17 protein-coding genes are annotated in these 19,128 nt (G+C 47.2%); 10 read left to right on the top strand and 7 right to left on the bottom strand.

The window, feature by feature from the left end:
* Nucleotides 1–7: 7 nt before the first annotated feature.
* From hldE to hrcA, 5 genes are read right to left on the bottom strand one after another with little or no spacing between them, the layout of a single operon-like run.
* Nucleotides 8–1,465, bottom strand: coding sequence for a bifunctional D-glycero-beta-D-manno-heptose-7-phosphate kinase/D-glycero-beta-D-manno-heptose 1-phosphate adenylyltransferase HldE (gene hldE / locus FG11_RS08040; protein ID WP_047534169.1), 1,458 nt, complete (start codon nucleotides 1,463–1,465; stop codon nucleotides 8–10).
* The gene (locus FG11_RS08035; RefSeq protein WP_047534166.1) at nucleotides 1,465–2,028 is read right to left on the bottom strand and encodes an SIS domain-containing protein; all 564 of its coding nucleotides are present in this window, start codon (nucleotides 2,026–2,028) and stop codon (nucleotides 1,465–1,467) included. The genes hldE and FG11_RS08035 overlap by 1 nt, the downstream gene beginning before the upstream one ends.
* Nucleotides 2,028–3,017 carry an ADP-glyceromanno-heptose 6-epimerase gene (rfaD, locus tag FG11_RS08030; protein WP_025224687.1) on the bottom strand — a complete coding sequence of 330 codons (990 nt, stop codon included), beginning with the start codon at nucleotides 3,015–3,017 and terminating at the stop codon, nucleotides 2,028–2,030. The genes FG11_RS08035 and rfaD overlap by 1 nt, the downstream gene beginning before the upstream one ends.
* Nucleotides 3,018–3,053: 36 nt before the next feature.
* Nucleotides 3,054–4,163, bottom strand: coding sequence for a ferrochelatase (gene hemH, locus FG11_RS08025; RefSeq protein ID WP_047534162.1), 1,110 nt, complete (start codon nucleotides 4,161–4,163; stop codon nucleotides 3,054–3,056).
* Nucleotides 4,164–4,211: 48 nt separating this feature from the next.
* A complete protein-coding gene (gene hrcA / locus FG11_RS08020) occupies nucleotides 4,212–5,243 on the bottom strand; it encodes a heat-inducible transcriptional repressor HrcA (protein ID WP_029647608.1) in 1,032 nt (343 codons plus the stop codon).
* 90 nt (nucleotides 5,244–5,333) lie between these two features.
* On the opposite strand from hrcA, the gene FG11_RS08015 reads away from it, so the two are divergent.
* The gene (locus tag FG11_RS08015; protein WP_081978198.1) at nucleotides 5,334–6,215 is read left to right on the top strand and encodes an NAD(+) kinase; all 882 of its coding nucleotides are present in this window, start codon (nucleotides 5,334–5,336) and stop codon (nucleotides 6,213–6,215) included.
* A 47-nt stretch (nucleotides 6,216–6,262) separates the two neighbouring features.
* Nucleotides 6,263–7,912: a DNA repair protein RecN gene (gene recN / locus FG11_RS08010; protein WP_047534160.1), complete on the top strand. Its 1,650-nt coding sequence runs from the start codon at nucleotides 6,263–6,265 to the stop codon at nucleotides 7,910–7,912.
* A 55-nt stretch (nucleotides 7,913–7,967) separates the two neighbouring features.
* On the opposite strand, the gene fur is transcribed toward recN, so the two are convergent.
* Entirely contained in the window at nucleotides 7,968–8,393 is a 426-nt protein-coding gene (fur, locus tag FG11_RS08005; protein ID WP_025224683.1) for a ferric iron uptake transcriptional regulator, read from the bottom strand.
* 199 nt (nucleotides 8,394–8,592) lie between these two features.
* On the opposite strand from fur, the gene bamE reads away from it, so the two are divergent.
* The 6 genes from bamE (at nucleotide 8,593) to FG11_RS07975 (ending at nucleotide 16,132) form a co-directional block, all read left to right on the top strand.
* Complete coding sequence (gene bamE / locus FG11_RS13290; protein ID WP_235276361.1) at nucleotides 8,593–9,765, top strand: outer membrane protein assembly factor BamE domain-containing protein; 1,173 nt, start codon at nucleotides 8,593–8,595, stop codon at nucleotides 9,763–9,765.
* A 56-nt stretch (nucleotides 9,766–9,821) separates the two neighbouring features.
* Nucleotides 9,822–10,622 carry a 4-hydroxy-tetrahydrodipicolinate reductase gene (dapB, locus tag FG11_RS07995; RefSeq protein WP_047534157.1) on the top strand — a complete coding sequence of 267 codons (801 nt, stop codon included), beginning with the start codon at nucleotides 9,822–9,824 and terminating at the stop codon, nucleotides 10,620–10,622.
* Between the two features lie 157 nt (nucleotides 10,623–10,779).
* The gene (gene carA / locus FG11_RS07990; RefSeq protein ID WP_047535969.1) at nucleotides 10,780–11,916 is read left to right on the top strand and encodes a glutamine-hydrolyzing carbamoyl-phosphate synthase small subunit; all 1,137 of its coding nucleotides are present in this window, start codon (nucleotides 10,780–10,782) and stop codon (nucleotides 11,914–11,916) included.
* A complete protein-coding gene (gene carB, locus FG11_RS07985; protein ID WP_020182556.1) occupies nucleotides 11,916–15,119 on the top strand; it encodes a carbamoyl-phosphate synthase large subunit in 3,204 nt (1,067 codons plus the stop codon). Before carA ends, carB begins: the two co-directional genes overlap by 1 nt.
* Before the next feature lie 91 nt (nucleotides 15,120–15,210).
* Nucleotides 15,211–15,693, top strand: a complete 483-nt coding sequence (gene greA, locus FG11_RS07980) for a transcription elongation factor GreA (RefSeq protein WP_020182555.1) — start codon at nucleotides 15,211–15,213, stop codon at nucleotides 15,691–15,693.
* A 1-nt stretch (nucleotide 15,694) separates the two neighbouring features.
* Nucleotides 15,695–16,132 carry a DUF4149 domain-containing protein gene (locus FG11_RS07975; protein ID WP_020182554.1) on the top strand — a complete coding sequence of 146 codons (438 nt, stop codon included), beginning with the start codon at nucleotides 15,695–15,697 and terminating at the stop codon, nucleotides 16,130–16,132.
* 15 nt (nucleotides 16,133–16,147) lie between these two features.
* Here the strand turns inward: FG11_RS07975 and yhbY are convergent, their stop codons facing one another.
* The gene (yhbY, locus tag FG11_RS07970) at nucleotides 16,148–16,456 is read right to left on the bottom strand and encodes a ribosome assembly RNA-binding protein YhbY (protein WP_047535966.1); all 309 of its coding nucleotides are present in this window, start codon (nucleotides 16,454–16,456) and stop codon (nucleotides 16,148–16,150) included.
* 54 nt (nucleotides 16,457–16,510) lie between these two features.
* On the opposite strand from yhbY, the gene rlmE reads away from it, so the two are divergent.
* Complete coding sequence (gene rlmE, locus FG11_RS07965; RefSeq protein WP_025224677.1) at nucleotides 16,511–17,128, top strand: 23S rRNA (uridine(2552)-2'-O)-methyltransferase RlmE; 618 nt, start codon at nucleotides 16,511–16,513, stop codon at nucleotides 17,126–17,128.
* 88 nt (nucleotides 17,129–17,216) lie between these two features.
* Nucleotides 17,217–19,109 carry an ATP-dependent zinc metalloprotease FtsH gene (gene ftsH, locus FG11_RS07960; RefSeq protein WP_020182551.1) on the top strand — a complete coding sequence of 631 codons (1,893 nt, stop codon included), beginning with the start codon at nucleotides 17,217–17,219 and terminating at the stop codon, nucleotides 19,107–19,109.
* The last annotated feature ends 19 nt before the right edge of the window (nucleotides 19,110–19,128 follow it).

The raw sequence follows: 19,128 nt of genomic DNA, 5'->3' as shown, positions 1-19,128 counted from the left end.
TACCAAACTAACTATTCATTTTTTTGATTAGGTTGCTGGTGCTACGGCCTTCAACCAAATCAATCAGCGCAATTTCACCACCCCATGACAGTACCTCTTTGCCGCCCACTACTTGATCGGCAGTGTAATCGCTACCTTTGGCAATGATATTGGGTTGAATCGCGTGGATTAAGTTAAGCGGAGTGTCCTCATCAAACAAAATCACGGCATCCACAGAGGCGAGCGCGGCTAGTACGCGTGCACGGTCGTTCTCATTGACAACGGGTCGTGTTGGTCCTTTGAGTGCGCTCACAGAGCGATCGGTATTCAGCCCTAAAATAAGCTTGTCGCCACGTTTTTTGGCAGCTTCTAAATAGGTCACATGGCCAGCATGCAGTAAATCAAAACAGCCGTTGGTAAATACAATCGCTTGTTTGGCTTGTTTCCAAACAGCCACTTTTTCTAGTAACTCTGGTAGATCGCAGATCTTATGCGCTTGTTCATTAGAGCGTTGGTCTTCCAGTGCATGAATCAGATCGCTTTTGGTAATGGGAACAGTACCCACTTTACCCACCACAACGCCTGCTGCCACATTGGCAAGTTCCAAGCTATCTAATGGGCTTAGTCCATGCATGAGCCCAGCCGCCAAAGTGGCGATGACAGTGTCTCCCGCGCCAGAGACATCAAATACTTGCTGTGCTGCGGCTTGCAAATGATGTGTGGTGTCATCTAATAGCGTAATGCCTTCTTCGCTACGGGTGACGGCTAGAAATTGAAGCCCCAAACTAGATTTGAGTTGCTGGGCTTTTTCAATCAACGCAACATCGTTCACGTTGGTGTGACAGGCCTCAGCTGTTTCTTTTTTATTCGGGGTGAGTGCGGTAGCGCCTTGGTACTTGCTGTAATCTACGCCTTTTGGGTCTACTAATATCGGTATATTGGCTTGTTGGCAGGCTTGAATGATTGTTTGGCAAATGGTTGTACTGAGCAGACCCTTCGCATAATCAGATAAGACAACAATGGAGGGTGTTTTTGCGAGCGCTTGTTGAAATGCATTCAGAATCTGGCTGGTTTCTTCTGCATTAAATACACCACTGTTTTCTTGGTCTAGTCGCATCATTTGTTGATGGCCACCCAAAACACGTGTTTTGGCAATGGTGGGGCGGTGCGAAGAGGTGACCATGCCTTGGGTATCAATGCCACTTGCTTGCATGAGTTGCATCAATGACTTGCCTTCAGTATCTTGACCAATACACCCCAGAATATGTGTTTGAACACCGAGTAGCGCTAAATTAGCGGCTACATTGGATGCTCCACCAGCGCGCTCATTTTGTTTCTTGAGTAGTACCACCGGCACGGGGGCTTCAGGCGAGATGCGGCTGACCTCACCAATCAGATAGCGATCCAGCATAACATCGCCAATGACGAGCGCATGCTGTTTTGTTTGACCAAACTGTTTAACGCGGCTTACTAAAGTGTGTTGCATCAGTCAGACTCTAAAATTTCACATAACGAGTGACCGATAAAGATATGTGCTTCCTGAATGCGTGCGGTGACACTGGACGGCACCACGATGTTGTAATCACACAAGGCGGTGAGCTTGCCACCTGTCCCGCCTGTGAGTCCAACCGTGGTCGCGCCTGTTGCTTTTGCAGCTTCAATGGCTTTCACAACGTTAGCGCTATTGCCAGAGGTGGTCAGGCCAATGACGATATCCTCAGGTCTACATAGGGCTTCAATCTGGCGCGCAAAAATATAGTCGTAGCCATAGTCATTACCTACAGAAGTCAGAATAGACGTGTCTGTGGTCAACGCAATCGCAGGCAAGCCTTTGCGTTCTTTCTTAAACCGGCCAACTATCTCTGCAGCAATATGTTGGCTATCGGCTGCGCTACCACCATTGCCCATCAGCAGAACTTTGCCACCGCGTTGGATACACTGTTGTAGCTGAATGCCGACATCGCTAATCAATGGGAATAGTGATTCTAGTGCATTGAACATGGCCATATGCGCAGCATGTTCACCTTTTAAATAATCAACGTATTTCATTAGCAGTAGGGGTCCTCTTGCATGAGATAGTGTTGCACATAATCTTTTACGCCATCTTCAAGGCTGGTAAAAGGCGTTTTGTAGCCAGCCTTACGCAACTTATCCATGCTGGCTTGCGTAAAGTATTGGTACTTACCTTGCAGGTCTAATGGCATATCAATGTAGGTAATATGGGGCTCTCGTGTCATGCTGGTCATGACATTGGTTGCTAAGTCTTTAAAGCTGCGCGCTTCGCCCGTACCAATGTTGTAAATACCATTGGGCGCGTTACGTTTGCTTAATCCTGCATTCAGAAAGTAAGCCACTACGCTAGCGGCATCTTTGACATACACAAAATCCCGCAGTTGCATGCCATCTTCCACACCCGCTTTGGTGCCCTTGAATAGTTTCATGGTGCCAGTTTCTTTAAACTGGTTAAAGGTATGAAAGGCTACACTTGCCATGCGCTCTTTATGGTATTCATTAGGGCCGTACACATTGAAAAATTTAAAGCCAGCCCATGCAGGCGGCGTGGGCTGCTTATCAGCCACTTGCCTGAGCACCCATTGATCAAAAAAGTGTTTGGAGTAGCCATAGCCATTGAGTGGTCTTAAGTGGTCAATACTGAGATCGTTGTAACCACGCTCACCTGCACCATAGGTGGCAGCAGAGCTTGCATAGAAGAAGGGCACTTCATGTTCAGCGCACCAGCTCCATAGATCTTGCGAGTAATGGATATTGTCAGCCACCAGTTTGTTAAAATCGCGCTCTGTCGTTGCGCTGATGGCACCCATGTGAATCACAGCTGTCACGTGGTCGTTGTCTTCTAACCAGTCAAACAGCTGGTCTTTATCCAAATATTCTACATAGTGGCGATGCACTAAGTTTTGCCACTGTGCTTCGTGGGTAATCCGGTCGGTAATAATTAAATCATCGCGACCGAGTTTGGTATTGAGATGCCAAGCGATGATAGAACCTATCATGCCGGCGCCGCCAGTAATTACTATCATAATGTTAATGTATCAGCCAAAACATAAGTATAACGCTTATTGTTTTGCACCCAAACTTTGCGCACGCAATTTTGTCATGTCAGATGTATTTTTAGCCGCGGCATTATCCCAACTGGGGCTGACCCAGCCTTGTAAGTTCTCAAGTGTGATTTGGGTCATGGCTTGAATCCACAGTTCGCTCTCATTCAGCGCAGGAATATAGTGGTAGTCGCCACCACCATTGCTTTTGAAGATATGCTCACCTTCCATTGCAATTTCTTCCAATGTCTCTAAGCAGTCGCTACTAAAGCCTGGGCAAATCACATCAATGCGTTTTGTATTGGCTTTTCCTAGCGCCTCAAGTGTGCTGGCAAGATAGGGTTTGAGCCACTCTTGCTTACCAAATCGCGATTGAAATGCCACTACATATTCATCTTTGGTCAGCTCTAGCGCTTCTGCCAATAGTCGCGCTGTTTTGTGGCATTCGCAATGATAAGGATCGCCTTTCATCAAATGGAATTTAGGTACCCCATGAAAACTCATGACCAGCTTAGTAGGCTTACCACCATTCAGGCGCCAATGTTCACGTACATTCGCTGCTAAGGCTGCAATATAAGCTGGATGGTCGTGATAGTGTTTGATAGTGCGTATCGCGGGCACGTTGCGTGTTTTGAGCAAGATGCGCCATATCGCATCAAAAGCTGCGGCCGTACTGCTGGCTGCGTATTGCGGGTATAACGGAAATACTAAAATTTTATTGCAATGTTGCGCCTTTAACGTATCGATAGCTTGTTGCATGCTTGGGTTGCCATAGGTCATGCCTAGCGCAACAGCGAAGGGCGATTTGATATGTTGCGCTAAAAATCCTTCCAGCATTTTGGTTTGTTTTTGCGCATGTACCAGTAAAGGCGAGCCCTCGCTTGACCATACTTGCGCATATTTCTCAGCCGATTTTTTGGGGCGGATGACTAAAATGATGCAATGTAATATCCAGTACCAAATCAGCTTTGGAATCTCCACTACGCGTGTATCCATTAAAAATTGCTTGAGGTAAGGGCGTAATGCTTTGGCGGTAGGGGCATCGGGCGTGCCTAAATTGGCAAGCAATATACCTACTTTAAGTTGGTCGCCATGGGTGTAAGGGGGTTCTGTATCGTAATATGCCATGAGTTTGCCAGTGAAGATGCTAATGAGTGATGATGCGAATGTTGGTGATTAGTTAGAAGAAAGCGCGTTGGAAAGCAGCTTGGCAGTCACGTCAACAATTGGTATCACACGCTCGTAGGCCATGCGCGTTGGGCCAATCACGCCTAAGGTGCCGACCACTTGGCCATCTGCCTCGTACGGTGCGGTCACCATGCTGCACTCATCCAGCGGCAAATAACCACTCTCGCCTCCAATAAAGATTTGAATGCCTTCAGCACGCTGGCTGTTGTCGAGTAGTTGCATCAGTGAGGTGCGTCGCTCAAAGATCTCAAATAATTTACGTAAGCTGGTGACATTGGTGGAGAGTTCATCCACCTGTAACAAGTTACGTTCCCCAGCAATCACTACCGCATCTTTGTTCTCGTCGCCGTCCAAATGTGTTGCTTCTAATGCTGCCGTCATCAATTGGTTCATCTCGGTCTGCATCTGCTTGAGTTCTGCATGTAGCTTTTGCTGCACTTCTTCCAGAGTAAAGCCTTGGTAATGCGCATTAAAGTAATTGCTGGCTTGCGTGAGATCGCTGGCTGTATATGGTTTTTCGGTCACGATAACGCGGTTTTGCACGTTGCCGTCTTGCGTCACGATAATCACCAGCAATTTTTTCTCGGACAACGCTAAAAACTCTAAATGCTTAAACGCAACGCGTTTACGCTTGGGCGTGAGCACTACGCCAGCAAATTGGGTGAGTTGCGAGAGCATGTCGGCTGCATTGCTAATTAAAGCGGTTTGGTTGGGTGAGTTTAATCCATCTTTGAGTTGCTGAAACGCGTTGTTTTCCAATGGCTTAACTGTTAATAACGAATCCACAAACAGGCGGTACCCTTTTTGCGTAGGAATGCGTCCGGCAGAAGTGTGTGGGCTGGTAATAAACCCAAGTTGCTCCAAGTCACTCATCACATTGCGAATCGTCGCCGGACTGACATCCAAACCGGAGTGCTGTAGGAGCGTACGCGAGCCTATCGGCTGCCCATCACTGATGTAATGTTCCACCAAGGTCTTGAGTAATATTTGCGCGCGTTTGTCCAAGCTGAAATTCAACATGCTAAGTAAGGTGCTATTTTGCCCGAATTAGTTCCTAGATAACAGCGGCATTTGCTTTTAAGCTGGGCGCTTCTGTGATTTAATTCTGCCATGAAAAAACAATTTGTATCGATTGCGATTATTGGCAAATACATGGATGCCAGTGCATTGCAACACATGCAAGACGAACTTGCACAACTGGCAAGCCATTTATCTACCAAAGGTATTCAGGTATGGGTAGAAGAAAACACGGCGCATCACGCAGCGCTGAACGGGTTTAACACTGCAACATTGGCTGATATTGGCAGCTTGGTGGATTTGGTTGTGGTGATGGGAGGCGACGGTACGATGCTGAGCGTCGCTAGAAGCCTGCACGAAAGTCAGTTGCCTAAGCCGGTACCTTTGGTGGGCATTAATCGTGGCCGCCTTGGTTTTTTAACCGATTTACGTACCGAAGATATGCTGGTGGAAATGGATAAAATCCTCGCCGGTGAATATCAGACTGAAAGCCGTATGCTGTTAGAAGCCACTATTTACCGCGCTGGTGCGCCTGTGTTGCACGGTGTAGCGCTGAATGATGTGGTGGTCAAAAACGCCCTGCGGTTGATGGAAATGGAAGTGGAAATCAATGGTCAGTTTGTGTCAAAGCAGCGTGCAGATGGTTTGATCTTGAGCTCGCCCACTGGCACCACGGCATATGCGCTTTCTGCTGGCGGCCCTATTCTGCATCCGGATTTAAAGGCAATTTCTTTGGTGCCAATTAGCCCACACACATTGAGTAATCGCCCTATTACTGTCACCAGCGAAAGCGTATGCGAAGTGACCGTGATGCAAGCAGATGACGCACAGCTGAGCTTAGATGGGCAATACCAGCAAACATTGAATGCGGGCGATAAAATTCGTGTGCAGCGTGCCAAGCAGGATATTTTGTTGCTGCATCCAAAGGGATATTGCTATTTTGATATGTTACGCAACAAGCTCAACTGGGGATAACTCTTCAATGCAGCCCGTAATGACCATGAAATGTGTTGAGTAAGCCTATGTTACAAGCGTTATCTATTCGTGATTTTATTATTGTTGAGCAACTAGACCTAGAGTTTGACGCCGGGTTCACGGCGTTAACCGGGGAGACAGGTGCCGGTAAATCGATTTTAATTGATGCGCTATCACTCAGCTTGGGTGCGCGCAACGATGGCGCTGTCACGCGCGCCGGGTCTGAAAAGGCCGATATCAGTACCACGTTTACCATTGCACATAATAAGCTGGCACAGCAATGGCTGGCCGAACATGAAATTGATGTGGACGAGCACTTGATTTTACGTCGCGTCATCTATGCGGATGGGCGCAGTCGCGGCTTTATCAATGGCACCTCGGCTACTGTCGCACAATTAAAAGAATTGGGCGAATTATTGATAGATATTTATAGCCAAAACGCCCATCACTCGCTATTAAAAAACAGTACGCAGCGTGAAATTCTAGATGCATATGCGCAAGCAGAAGCGCTTGCAGGTCAAGTGGCTGAGTGCTACCAGCAGTGGCGTAAGCTGCATCAACAAAGGCTGGCAGCAGAAACTAATGCTGAAGCATATGCCGAAGAGTTGGCTGAGTTGCGAGACAAAACGCGTGAAATCAAACAGCTGGCCTTTGAGGCGGAAGACTGGCTTACATTGCAACAGGAGCATAGTCGGCTGAGCCATGGTGCCAGTTTGTTGCAAGGGGTAGAGTCCTGCTTAGCGCTACTGTCCGAGGCGGAACCCAATGCTGGTGCAATGGTAGAGCAAGTGCAGCATCAGTTGTCGCAGTTAATGGATTTTGATGCTGCGTTACAAGAGGCATTGTCCACAGTGGAGTCCGCAGCTATTCAGTTGGAGGAAGCGAGCCGTTTTCTAAACCGCTATTTGCAGCGCACAGAGTTGGACCCTGCACGGCTGGCGGAAGTGGAGGCGCGTATCCAATCGATTCATGCGCTCAGCCGTAAATATCGCATTAAGCCAGAAGAGTTGCCTATGGAGCTAGAGGCCTGTGTTGCGCGCATGCAAGTGCTAGAAAGCTCAGTGGATGACGGCATGTTGAAGCAGCAAGAAGCGCAGGCATGGCAGGCTTACCAGCAGCACGCCCAAACACTCACGGCAAAAAGAACGCAAGCAGCGCAGACGCTCACTGCGAGCATTACTGAGCAAATGCAGCACCTTTCACTTAAAGGCGGACAATTCCAAGTCGCACTCCTGCCCGGTGAGCCAATGGTGTATGGCTTGGAACAGATTGAGTTTTTAGTGGCTGGTCACGCAGGCGTAACGCCCCGAGCACTTGCTAAAGTCGCATCAGGGGGCGAGCTCTCCAGAATCAGCTTAGCGCTACACGTTACTACGGCTTCTTCCGGCACGGTCCCGTGTATGATTTTTGATGAAGTAGATGTCGGTATTGGCGGTGGCGTGGCCGAGGTCGTCGGTACTTTACTCAAGCAACTGGGCGATGCGCGACAAGTGCTGGTCATCACACATCTGCCGCAGGTTGCAGCGCAAGCGCAACACCACTTACAAGTCAGCAAAACACAGCACGCCGGGACAACTTTAAGTCATATCCGTCGGCTGGCAACAGAAGAACGTGTGGATGAAGTGGCGCGTATGCTGGGTGGGTTACAGATTACTGAGATTACACGCCAACATGCAAAAGAAATGCTGGCTAAATAGTGCTTGGTTTTTGTAAATGCTAAGACTTTTATCAAGACTAAGGTTTTGGTAACGCTTAGCCTTTATTGGTACAGGGTTGTTTTTTGCACACACCATAAATAGTCAGTGAGTGGTCATGCATGGTAAAGCCATGTTCATCCGCCGCGCTTTTTTGTCTTTTTTCAATCTCTTCGTCGTAAAACTCTTCAACGCGGCCACACTTAATACATACAATGTGGTCGTGGTGGCTGCCTTCGTTAAGCTCAAACACGGCTTTACCGCTTTCAAAGTGGTGACGTGCCAGTAGTCCTGCTTGTTCAAACTGTGTAAGTACGCGATAGACAGTTGCTAAGCCAACGTCTTCGCCGGCGTTAATCATAATCTTGTATACGTCTTCGGCAGATAGGTGACGCTCAGTGCTGTTTTCGAAGAGTTCCAAGATTTTTAAGCGAGGTAATGTAGCTTTTAGCCCGGCATTTTTTAAATCTTTCTGGTCATGCATGTTATTCATCCGCCATTCATTAAGCTGTATTTTTGAATACTTGATCAACATGGTATATTAATGAATATTCAACAACAAGTCTTTATTTAAAGTGACCGTAATGCGTTATTTTTCGAAAATCTTCACCCCCATATGCTTGATTGTTAGCTGTTTTTTTGTCGGATGTGGCTCCAAATTACCTGCCTTAAAATCTTACAAAATGGATATTCAGCAAGGTAACGTTGTTACCTCAAAAATGTTATTGCAGTTAAGGCCGGGTATGACCAAGTCGCAAGTGCGGTATATCATGGGCACGCCTTTAATCGTTGATAGCTTTCATGGCAACCGTTGGGATTATTTTTATCAGTTGCGCCAGCAAGGCAAAGTGATAGAAAAGCGTAGAGTGATTCTCGATTTTGATAAAGAGTTACTCACGACGGTGCGTGGTGATGTAGTGGCTGCGACCGACAAGTCTGCAGACACTCCGGTGGATACTTCTGCTAGATCTGTCACGACCACCAAAAAGCCAGTGGAAAAACCTTGGTTTGATATGTTTAAATTTTGGGGTTCAGATGAGCCGGTTGCAGCGCCTGAGGCGGCTCCAGCAACATCGTCCGCCACTACAGACCTGCCTGCTGAAACAGCAGCAGTGGCCGCGGCAGCTGTGGCTTCAAGTGCAGTATCGCCAGCACCAGTAGGTGCAGAAGCTGCTACTGCCGCAGCCGCAGCAGACATTGCCAATGAGGGTGCAGTCGAAACTGAATCTATTCTCAAGAAAAAACCAGAGATGGCTGGCGTGGACAGTGTGAACCTGCTACCGCAAGCGCAGGAGGCGCAGGCATCTGTTGCAGCCGAAGCTACACCTGAGCAAATAGCACCGGAAGCGCTACCGCAGAGGGCAGGTGGGACTGTAGCAGCGACAGCTGTGGCGGCTGCAACTGGTGGTGAAGTGGGTGATGCAGCGCAAGCGATACAAGCTACAGTTAATGCATGGGTGGACGCTTGGCGTAATAAAAATGTAAAGGCGTATTTTGCGGCTTATGCCGATGGATTTAAGCCGGAAAGTGGTTTGAGCAAAAGCGCATGGGCAGCACAACGTAAGCAGCGTTTGTCTGGTAAGCGCGGTGATATCAATCTGGTGCTTGAGGATGTGGCTGTGACGCAACATGGTAACCAAGCCAGCGTGCAATTTTTCCAAAAATATGCGTCTAAAGTGTTTAGTGATGAAGTCACCAAGCAGCTTGATTTACAGTTTGATGCAGCTGCGCAGCGCTGGCTCATTGTCAGAGAGTTTGTGGTCGCCAATGGCAAACGTGCGAGCGAACAAAAAATACTCGCGCCCGAAGAGTCTAGCGAACACTTAGATGGTGTCATTGAAAAAATTGGGTTTTAACCAGCTGCTGCGTGGTGTCATAGGTTAGTGCTGGTCATTAATGATAGAAGAGAATTATGGTAAAAGTAGTGATAGCAGGTGCAACAGGGCGGATGGGGCATGCGCTGATAGAGGGTGTGCTCAATCACGCGGATATGGTGTTGCATGGCGCGCTGGATCGGGAAGGTAGTCCGCAGTTGGGGCGTGATGCAGGCGAGCAGTTCGGGAAGCTGACACAAGTACAGTTAAGTAGTGATGTGAGTGCAGCCCTCAAGGGTGCGGATGTCTTGATTGATTTCACGCGTCCGGAAGCCAGTATGCATTATCTTGATGTTTGCCGTGCGCTTAAAGTCAAACATGTCATCGGGACCACTGGCTTTAGCGAGGCGCAACGCGCAAGCATTGAAGTTGCGGCAAAAGAGATTGCGATTGTATTTGCTCCTAATATGAGTGTGGGTGTGACCTTGCTCATTAATTTAGTAGAGCAAGCGGCTAGGGTACTCAATGAGGGATATGACATTGAAGTGGTGGAGATGCACCATCGCCACAAAATTGATGCGCCTTCTGGCACTGCACTGCGTTTGGGTGAGGCTGCAGCGCAGGGCCTAGGACAGCAATTAAAAGATTGCGCAGTCTATGCTCGAGAGGGTGTAACGGGCGAACGCGAGGCAGGGACTATTGGTTTTGCGACCATGCGTGGTGGGGATGTGGTAGGGGATCATACCGTGGTGTTGGCTGGCGTGGGAGAGCGGGTGGAATTAACCCATAAAGCCAGCAGCCGCGCCACTTTTGCGCAAGGTGCCTTACGTGCTGCAAAGTTTTTAGCCAGCCATTCTAGCGGGCTGTTTGATATGCGTGATGTGCTCGGTTTACGTTAGTTAAACAATCCTAGCGCTTGAGGCGCAGTCGAATTTCGGCTATAATGCGTCAATTCTAAGAACGGGAAGAGTTTACAAAGCTTTTCCCGTTTTGCACATCTAAAATATTGGATGTGTGTAACAGATGTGTGTCGTGTCAAAACAAAAGGAGCCCATGGTGTCAAAAACAATTCCAGCGATTTTAGTGTTAGCAGATGGAACTGTTTTTAAAGGCATTGCAATTGGTGCTGCAGGCCATACGGTTGGGGAGGTGGTGTTCAATACTTCCATGACCGGTTATCAAGAAATTCTGACCGACCCTTCTTATACCCAACAAATCGTCACATTAACTTATCCGCACATTGGCAACTACGGTACCAATGCAGAGGATGTGGAATCCGGCAAAGTCTATGCGTCAGGTTTAATTATCCGCGATTTGCCTTTGTTACACAGTAATTTCCGCAGTACACAAACGCTCTCAGAATATTTAGCCACCAATAATGTGGTGGCGATTGCAGACATTGACACGCGTAAGTTGACGCGTGTGTTGCGTGAAAAAGGTGCGCAAGCTGGCTGTATTATGGCAGGCGATATTGATGAAATAAAAGCGCTGGCACTCGCTCAAGCATTCCCTGGTTTATCAGGCATGGACTTGGCGAAGGTAGTCAGTTGTGACAAGCCGTATGCGTTTGCAGAAGGTGAGTGGGCGTTAGGGGAAGGCTACACAAAGCCGGATCAATCTCAATTCCAAGTGGTGGCATTTGATTATGGCGTGAAACGTAATATTTTACGCATGCTTGCTTCGCGTGGCTGCAAGGTGACTGTGTTGCCGGCGCAGGCGACAGCAGCGCAAGCATTGGCATATCAGCCTGATGGCATCTTCTTATCGAATGGCCCTGGTGACCCAGAGCCATGTGACTACGCAATTAGCGCCATTAAAACATTGGTAGAGTCCGGCATTCCTACCTTCGGTATTTGTTTGGGTCACCAGTTGTTGGCATTGGCCAGTGGCGCTAAAACTATGAAGATGAAATTTGGGCACCACGGTGCAAATCACCCGGTGCAAGATGTAGCCACCAAACGTGTGTATATCACCAGCCAAAACCATGGTTTTGCGGCAGATCCGACTACACTGCCTGCCAACGTGAAAGTAACGCACGTCTCTTTATTTGATGGTAGCTTGCAGGGTATTGCGCGCACGGACAAACCGGCGTTCAGCTTTCAAGGCCACCCGGAAGCAAGCCCCGGCCCAACCGAGATGGGTTATTTATTTGACCAGTTTATTGAATTAATGCAAGAAAGAAAAACCAGCTAATGGCAAAGAGAACCGACATTAAAAGTATTTTGATCATCGGCGCTGGTCCGATTGTCATCGGTCAAGCGTGTGAGTTTGACTATTCTGGTGCACAGGCCTGTAAAGCACTGCGCGAAGAAGGTTATCGCGTGATATTGGTGAACTCGAATCCAGCCACCATCATGACCGACCCAGAAATGGCGGACGCCACTTATATTGAGCCAATTACTTGGCAAGTGGTAGAGAAAATCATTGCCAAAGAAAAACCTGATGCATTGCTGCCTACCATGGGTGGCCAAACTGCATTGAACTGTGCGTTGGATTTGGACAAGCACGGTGTATTGAAAAAGTACAATGTCGAATTGATTGGCGCATCTAAAGAAGCCATTGATAAGGCGGAAGACCGTCAAAAATTTAAAGAAGCCATGACCAAAATTGGTTTGGGTTCTGCCAAGTCTGCGATTGCACATAGCTTGGAAGAGGCATTGCAAGTGCAAGCCAATATTGGTTACCCAGCGATTATCCGTCCATCCTTTACCATGGGTGGTAGTGGTGGTGGCATTGCGTATAACCGTGAAGAGTTTATGGCCATTTGTGAACGTGGCTTGGATGCATCACCTACCAAAGAATTGCTGATTGAAGAATCCATGCTCGGCTGGAAAGAGTATGAGATGGAAGTGGTGCGTGATAAGGCAGATAACTGCATTATCATTTGTTCGATTGAAAACTTAGACCCAATGGGCGTACATACGGGCGATTCGATCACGGTAGCGCCCGCACAAACGCTCACTGATAAAGAGTACCAAATCATGCGTAATGCCTCATTGGCAGTATTGCGCGAGATTGGGGTGGATACGGGTGGTTCCAACGTACAGTTTGCGATTAATCCAGATGATGGGCGCATGATTGTGATTGAGATGAATCCACGTGTCTCACGCTCATCTGCGTTGGCTTCCAAAGCCACAGGTTTCCCCATTGCTAAAATTGCAGCTAAATTGGCGGTTGGATTTACTTTGGATGAGTTGCGTAACGAAATTACTGGCGGCCAGACCCCAGCTTCGTTCGAACCCTCCATTGATTATGTGGTGACTAAAATCCCTCGATTTGCATTCGAGAAATTCCCGCAAGCCGATAGCCGCTTAACCACACAGATGAAATCTGTGGGTGAGGTCATGGCCATTGGCCGTAGCTTCCAAGAGTCATTCCAAAAAGCGTTGCGCGGCTTAGAAGTAGGCGTTGATGGTTTAGACCCAATCACCACAGATTTAGACAAAATTACCAAAGAATTGGGTGAGCCTGGCCCTGAGCGTATTTGGTATTTGGGTGATGCCTTCAGAATGGGCTTATCCATTGAGCAGATTTTCGATATTTCCAAAATTGATCCTTGGTTCTTGGCGCAAATTCAAGACATCATCAAACATGAAGCCGCTTTAAGTGGTAAGCATATTGCTGATTTAAATAAAGAGGCCATGTTTAAGCTTAAACGTATTGGTTTTTCTGATAGACGTTTGGCGAAATTGTTGGCGACGGATCAGCATGCGGTGCGTGCGTATCGTCAGGCCCTGAATGTACGTCCAGTCTATAAGCGTGTGGATACTTGTGCTGCTGAATTTGCAACGAATACGGCCTATATGTATTCAAGCTACGAGGAGGAGTGCGAAGCGCAGCCGACCGATAAGAAAAAAATCATGGTATTGGGCGGTGGCCCAAACCGTATTGGTCAAGGCATTGAGTTTGACTATTGCTGTGTACATGCTGCGTTTGCCATGCGTGACGACGGCTATGAAACCATTATGGTCAACTGTAATCCGGAGACCGTTTCTACCGATTATGACACTTCAGACCGCTTGTACTTTGAGCCGGTGACATTAGAAGATGTATTAGAAATCGTCAATATTGAAAAACCAGTGGGCGTGATTGTGCAATACGGTGGTCAAACACCCTTGAAATTAGCGCGTGATTTGGAAAAAGCGGGTGTACCTATTATTGGTACTACACCTGATGCGATTGACCGTGCGGAAGACCGCGAACGCTTCCAAAAAATGTTGCATGATTTAGGATTAAAACAACCACCCAATCGTACTGCACGTGCGCCAGAAGAGGCCATTCGAGCGGCAGAAGAGATTGGCTATCCTCTAGTGGTGCGTCCTAGCTATGTGCTAGGTGGTCGCGCCATGGAAATCGTGCATGAGCAAAGCCAGCTTGAGCGTTATATGCGTGAAGCTGTGAAAGTCTCTAACGAATCTCCGGTGTTGCTGGATCGTTTCTTGAACGACGCGATTGAAGTTGACGTAGATGCGATTAGCGATGGGGAAGAGGTGTTAATTGGCGGCATTATGCAACACGTGGAGCAAGCGGGTGTGCACTCTGGCGACTCTGCATGTTCATTACCACCTTACAGCCTAAGTAAGGCGCTACAAGATGTGTTGCGTCAACAGACCGTGCAAATGGCAAAAGCCTTAGGTGTAAAAGGCTTGATGAATGTGCAGTTTGCGATACAAGGTGAGACGGTCTATGTGTTAGAAGTGAATCCACGCGCTTCACGTACCGTACCATTCGTATCCAAAGCTTGCGGGTTGCAATTAGCTAAAATCGCAGCACGTTGTATGGCTGGTCAAACCTTACAATCGCAAGGGGTGACGAAAGAAGTTGTTCCACCATATTACTCTGTGAAAGAGGCCGTGTTCCCCTTCATCAAGTTCCCGGGTGTTGATACGATATTGGGCCCTGAAATGAAGTCGACCGGCGAAGTCATGGGCGTAGGCAATACCTTTGCTGAAGCCTTTGTGAAGTCGCAACTGGGCGCCTCTGCTAAACTGCCAAAAGGCGGTAAAGCCTTTATCAGCGTACGGAACGAAGACCATCAAAAGGTAGTCGATATCGCGCATGATTTAGCGAACTTAGGCTTTACATTGGTGGCCACAAAAGGTACGGCAAGGGCTTTAGCGGAGCATGGTTTGAAGGTGGTGCCTGTGAATAAAGTGGCAGAAGGCCGTCCTCATATTGTTGATATGATTAAAAATAATGAAATCAACTTTATTGTGAACGTGACCGAAGACAAAAAAGCGGTGGCAGACTCCTATGAAATCCGCCGCAGTGCATTGCAAAATAAGGTCACCTATTACACTACCTTGGCTGGTGCAAAGGCAGCGTGTATCGGTATGACGCACATGCAGGAGTTAAATGTAGAGTCGATTCAAGACTTGCATAAAAGACTTGCATAAAATACACTCACTTTAATTGAATTATTTAACAAAGCCACGCTCAAGCTGAGTGTGGTTTATTTTTTTTGTAGTCGATTGATAAGGTTTTAATATGGCAGTAAATCAAATTCCAGTCACCGTCATCGGTGCAGAACTCCTTAAAGAAGAATTGCAACGTTTACGCGCAGTGGATAGACCTAATATTATTCAGGCCATTGCTGAAGCGCGTGCGCAGGGCGATTTATCTGAAAATGCTGAATATGAGTCAGCCAAAGAGCGTCAAAGTTTTATTGAAGGCAGAATTGCCGAGCTAGAAAGCAAATTGTCTAATTTACAGGTGATTGACCCGAAAACACTCAATGCTGAAGGCCGTGTTGTGTTTGGTGCCACTGTCCGTTTTGAAGATTTAGATTCTGGTGATGCCAAAATCTATCAAATTGTGGGTGAGGATGAAGCGGATATCAAAGGCGGAAAAATTTCCGTAGGCTCGCCGATTGCGCGTGCGCTGATTGGTAAATCTGAAGGCGAAGTAGCCGAGGTGCAATCACCAGGCGGTATCAAAGAGTACGAAATTATCGAAGTACTTTACGTTTGATATGACACGCAAACTTACCTTAATCGTCATTACCTTGTGGGTCGGTGCTTTGTGGATGACCGGATTCACAGCCTATGTGCTATTTGATACCTTGCAAGACCGTCAGACCGCTGGTCAAGTAGCCGGTAGATTGTTTACACTTGTCAGCTACATTGGCATGGCGAGCGCGTTTTATTTACTGATTCAACGTTTGATAGAGTTTGGTACGGTGGCGCTCAAACAAAGCTATTTTTGGGCAATTATGGTCATGCTGCTGTTAGTACTGGCTGGGCATTTCGGCATTCAGCCATTGTTGGCCCAGTTAAAAGCCAATGCGTTCCCCAACGATGTGATGCACAGCGTATTTGCCAGCCGTTTTAGTACCTGGCATGGCGTATCCAGCGTAGCGTACGTGATTGAATGCCTATTGGGATTTGTTGTGGTATTAAAAGCACGCTGAGCGCGTGCTGTTTAATTATAGTTTTGGAATGACGACCTTGGCGGACTCTTTGATGGTCTCGCTAGGGCGATAAAATACCAATTGTTTGCCGATGTGATGCACAGCCACAGCATTGGTTTTGTAACAAATCTCGGCATAAATGGCTTTGCGAGCATCACGGTCATCGCCGGCTACTTGTACCTTGATCAGCTCGTGCGCGTTTAGATTCAATTCAATTTCTTTTATCACGTTTTCGGTCAGGCCTTGGTTGCCAATCATGACCACCGGATTTAAATTGTGTGCTAAGCCACGAAGGTGTGCGATTTGTTTGGTTTTAAGTTGCATAATATTCATTTCTATTCAATTGCAGTCATTTTATCACGAAGCCTCTAATTCCTTATGAAACCATCAAGAACAAGTAAAGCTTGGATGCAGGAACATCTGAATGATCCTTATGTCAAAATGGCGCAAAAGGATGGTTATCGTGCGCGTGCAGCGTATAAGCTGATGGAAATCGATGACAAAGATAAGCTGATTAAATCTGGTATGACTGTGGTGGATTTGGGCTCTACCCCAGGTAGTTGGTCGCAAGTGGTGGTACAACGCCTCAAAGGTCAAGGGCGCGTGATTGCATTAGATATATTGGAGATGCACCCTATTCCACATGTGGAATTTATCCAAGGAGACTTTCGCGAGGAAAGCGTACTCAAGCAGCTAGAGCACACCTTAAATAATCAACAAGTTGACCTTGTAATTGCAGATATGGCCCCCAATATAAGTGGTGTAAAAGATGTAGATCAAGCGGGTGCGGCTTACCTGACCGAGCTTGCTTTGGAATTCAGCCAAGATTGGTTGAAACCGGGCGGTAATTTCTTGGTCAAAGTGTTCATCGGCAGCGGTTTTGACGAGATTGTGAAAACCATGCGCCAACAATTCGAAAAAGTGGTGACACGTAAACCAAAGGCATCGCGAGATCGTAGTAGTGAGGTTTATTTGCTTGGATTAAAACGTAAATAATCCTTTATCAATACTGTAGTTATGCAACATGATGCCGATAAAAAGGTATAAAATTTACTTATCCTAATACTTAGGTGAAGGAACACAATTGAACAATATCGCAAAAAGTATTGCAATCTGGCTTGCTATTGCATTGGTCCTGATGACCGCCTTTAACCAATTTGGCAGTTCTACCAAGAATGACAGCCAAATGGTCTATTCCCAATTCATGCAAGAAGTCAAAGCAGGCAATATTGCCAAAGTGCAAATTGATGGTCGCGTGCTACGCGCCACGACACACCAAGGTAAAAACTTCAATACTTATGCGCCGACAGATCCATGGTTGGTATCTGATTTATTGAAAAATAATGTAGTGGTAGAGGCTAAGCCAGAAGAGCAAGAATCACTTTTAATGAGTATTTTTGTGTCATGGTTCCCGATGATTTTGCTGATTGGTGTGTGGATTTTCTTTATGCGCCAAATGCAAGGTGGCGGCAAAGGCGGTGGTCCATTTTCATTTGGTAAAAGTAAAGCACGTCAATTAGACGAAAGCTCTAACCAAACGACATTTGCCGATGTGGCGGGTTGCGACGAAGCCAAAGAAGAAGTGACTGAATTGGTTGAGTTTTTACGTGACCCAAGCAAGTTTCAAAAACTGGGTGGCCGCATTCCGCGCGGTGTCTTGATGGTAGGCCCTCCGGGTACAGGTAAAACTTTATTGGCACGCGCCATTGCTGGCGAAGCTAAAGTGCCGTTCTTTACGATTTCTGGCTCAGATTTTGTGGAAATGTTTGTGGGTGTGGGTGCAGCGCGCGTCCGTGACATGTTTGAAACTGCCAAGAAAAACTCACCATGCATTATTTTTATTGATGAGATTGATGCTGTGGGTCGTAGCCGTGGTGCAGGCACAGGCGGTGGCAATGATGAACGTGAACAGACGTTGAACCAAATGTTGGTCGAGATGGATGGATTTGAAGCCAACTCTGGCGTTATTGTAATTGCAGCCACTAACCGTGCAGATGTATTGGATAAAGCCTTATTACGTCCTGGCCGTTTTGACCGCCAAGTGATGGTAGGTTTGCCTGATATCAAAGGCCGTGAGCAAATCTTGTTAGTGCATATGCGTAAAGTGCCGATTGATCCAGATGTGAAAGCGGATATTTTGGCACGCGGTACCCCTGGTTTTAGTGGTGCTGACTTGGCAAACTTGGTCAATGAAGCCGCATTGTTCGCAGCGCGCCGCAATAAACGCACTGTCGATATGGCTGACTTTGAAGATGCGAAAGATAAAATCTTCATGGGCCCTGAACGTAAATCCATGGTGATGCGCGAAGAAGAGCGTCGTAATACGGCTTATCACGAGAGTGGCCATGCTGTGGTGGCAAAATTGTTGCCTAAGGCTGATCCAGTACATAAAGTGACAATCATGCCGCGTGGTTGGGCTTTAGGTTTGACTTGGCAGTTGCCAGAGTTTGACCGCATCAGTAATTACAAAGACAAAATGCTAGAAGAAATTTCCATCTTGTTTGGTGGCCGTATTGCCGAAGAGATTTTCATGCATCAAATGTCGACTGGCGCATCGAACGACTTTGAGCGTGCTACTAAATTAGCGCGCGATATGGTCACCAAATATGGGATGTCTGATGCGTTAGGTACCATGGTCTATGCAGGCAATGAGCAAGATTCGTTTTTTGGTAGCATGAGCTCTAAGACTGTATCAGAAGCGACACAGCAAAAAGTAGATGCAGAAATTCGTCGTATCTTGGATGAGCAATATGGGATTGCGCGTAAGTTACTGGAAGATAACCGTGACAAGGTGGAAGCGATGACCGCAGCATTGATGGAGCACGAAACCATTGATGCTGATCAAATCAACGACATCATGGCTGGGTTGCCAGTACGTGCACCTAAACCACGCCAAGCGAGCACCAAGCCATCTTCTGGTGGTGGCACAGGAACAGTAGTGAATCCGGCGCCGCAACCTACCGCAAAAAATGACTAATTAATTGGTTGGAACAACA

The organism is Methylotenera sp. N17 (assembly GCF_000799155.1).
GTDB lineage: Bacteria > Pseudomonadota > Gammaproteobacteria > Burkholderiales > Methylophilaceae > Methylophilus.
This window is presented reverse-complemented; position numbering and strand designations above follow the sequence as displayed.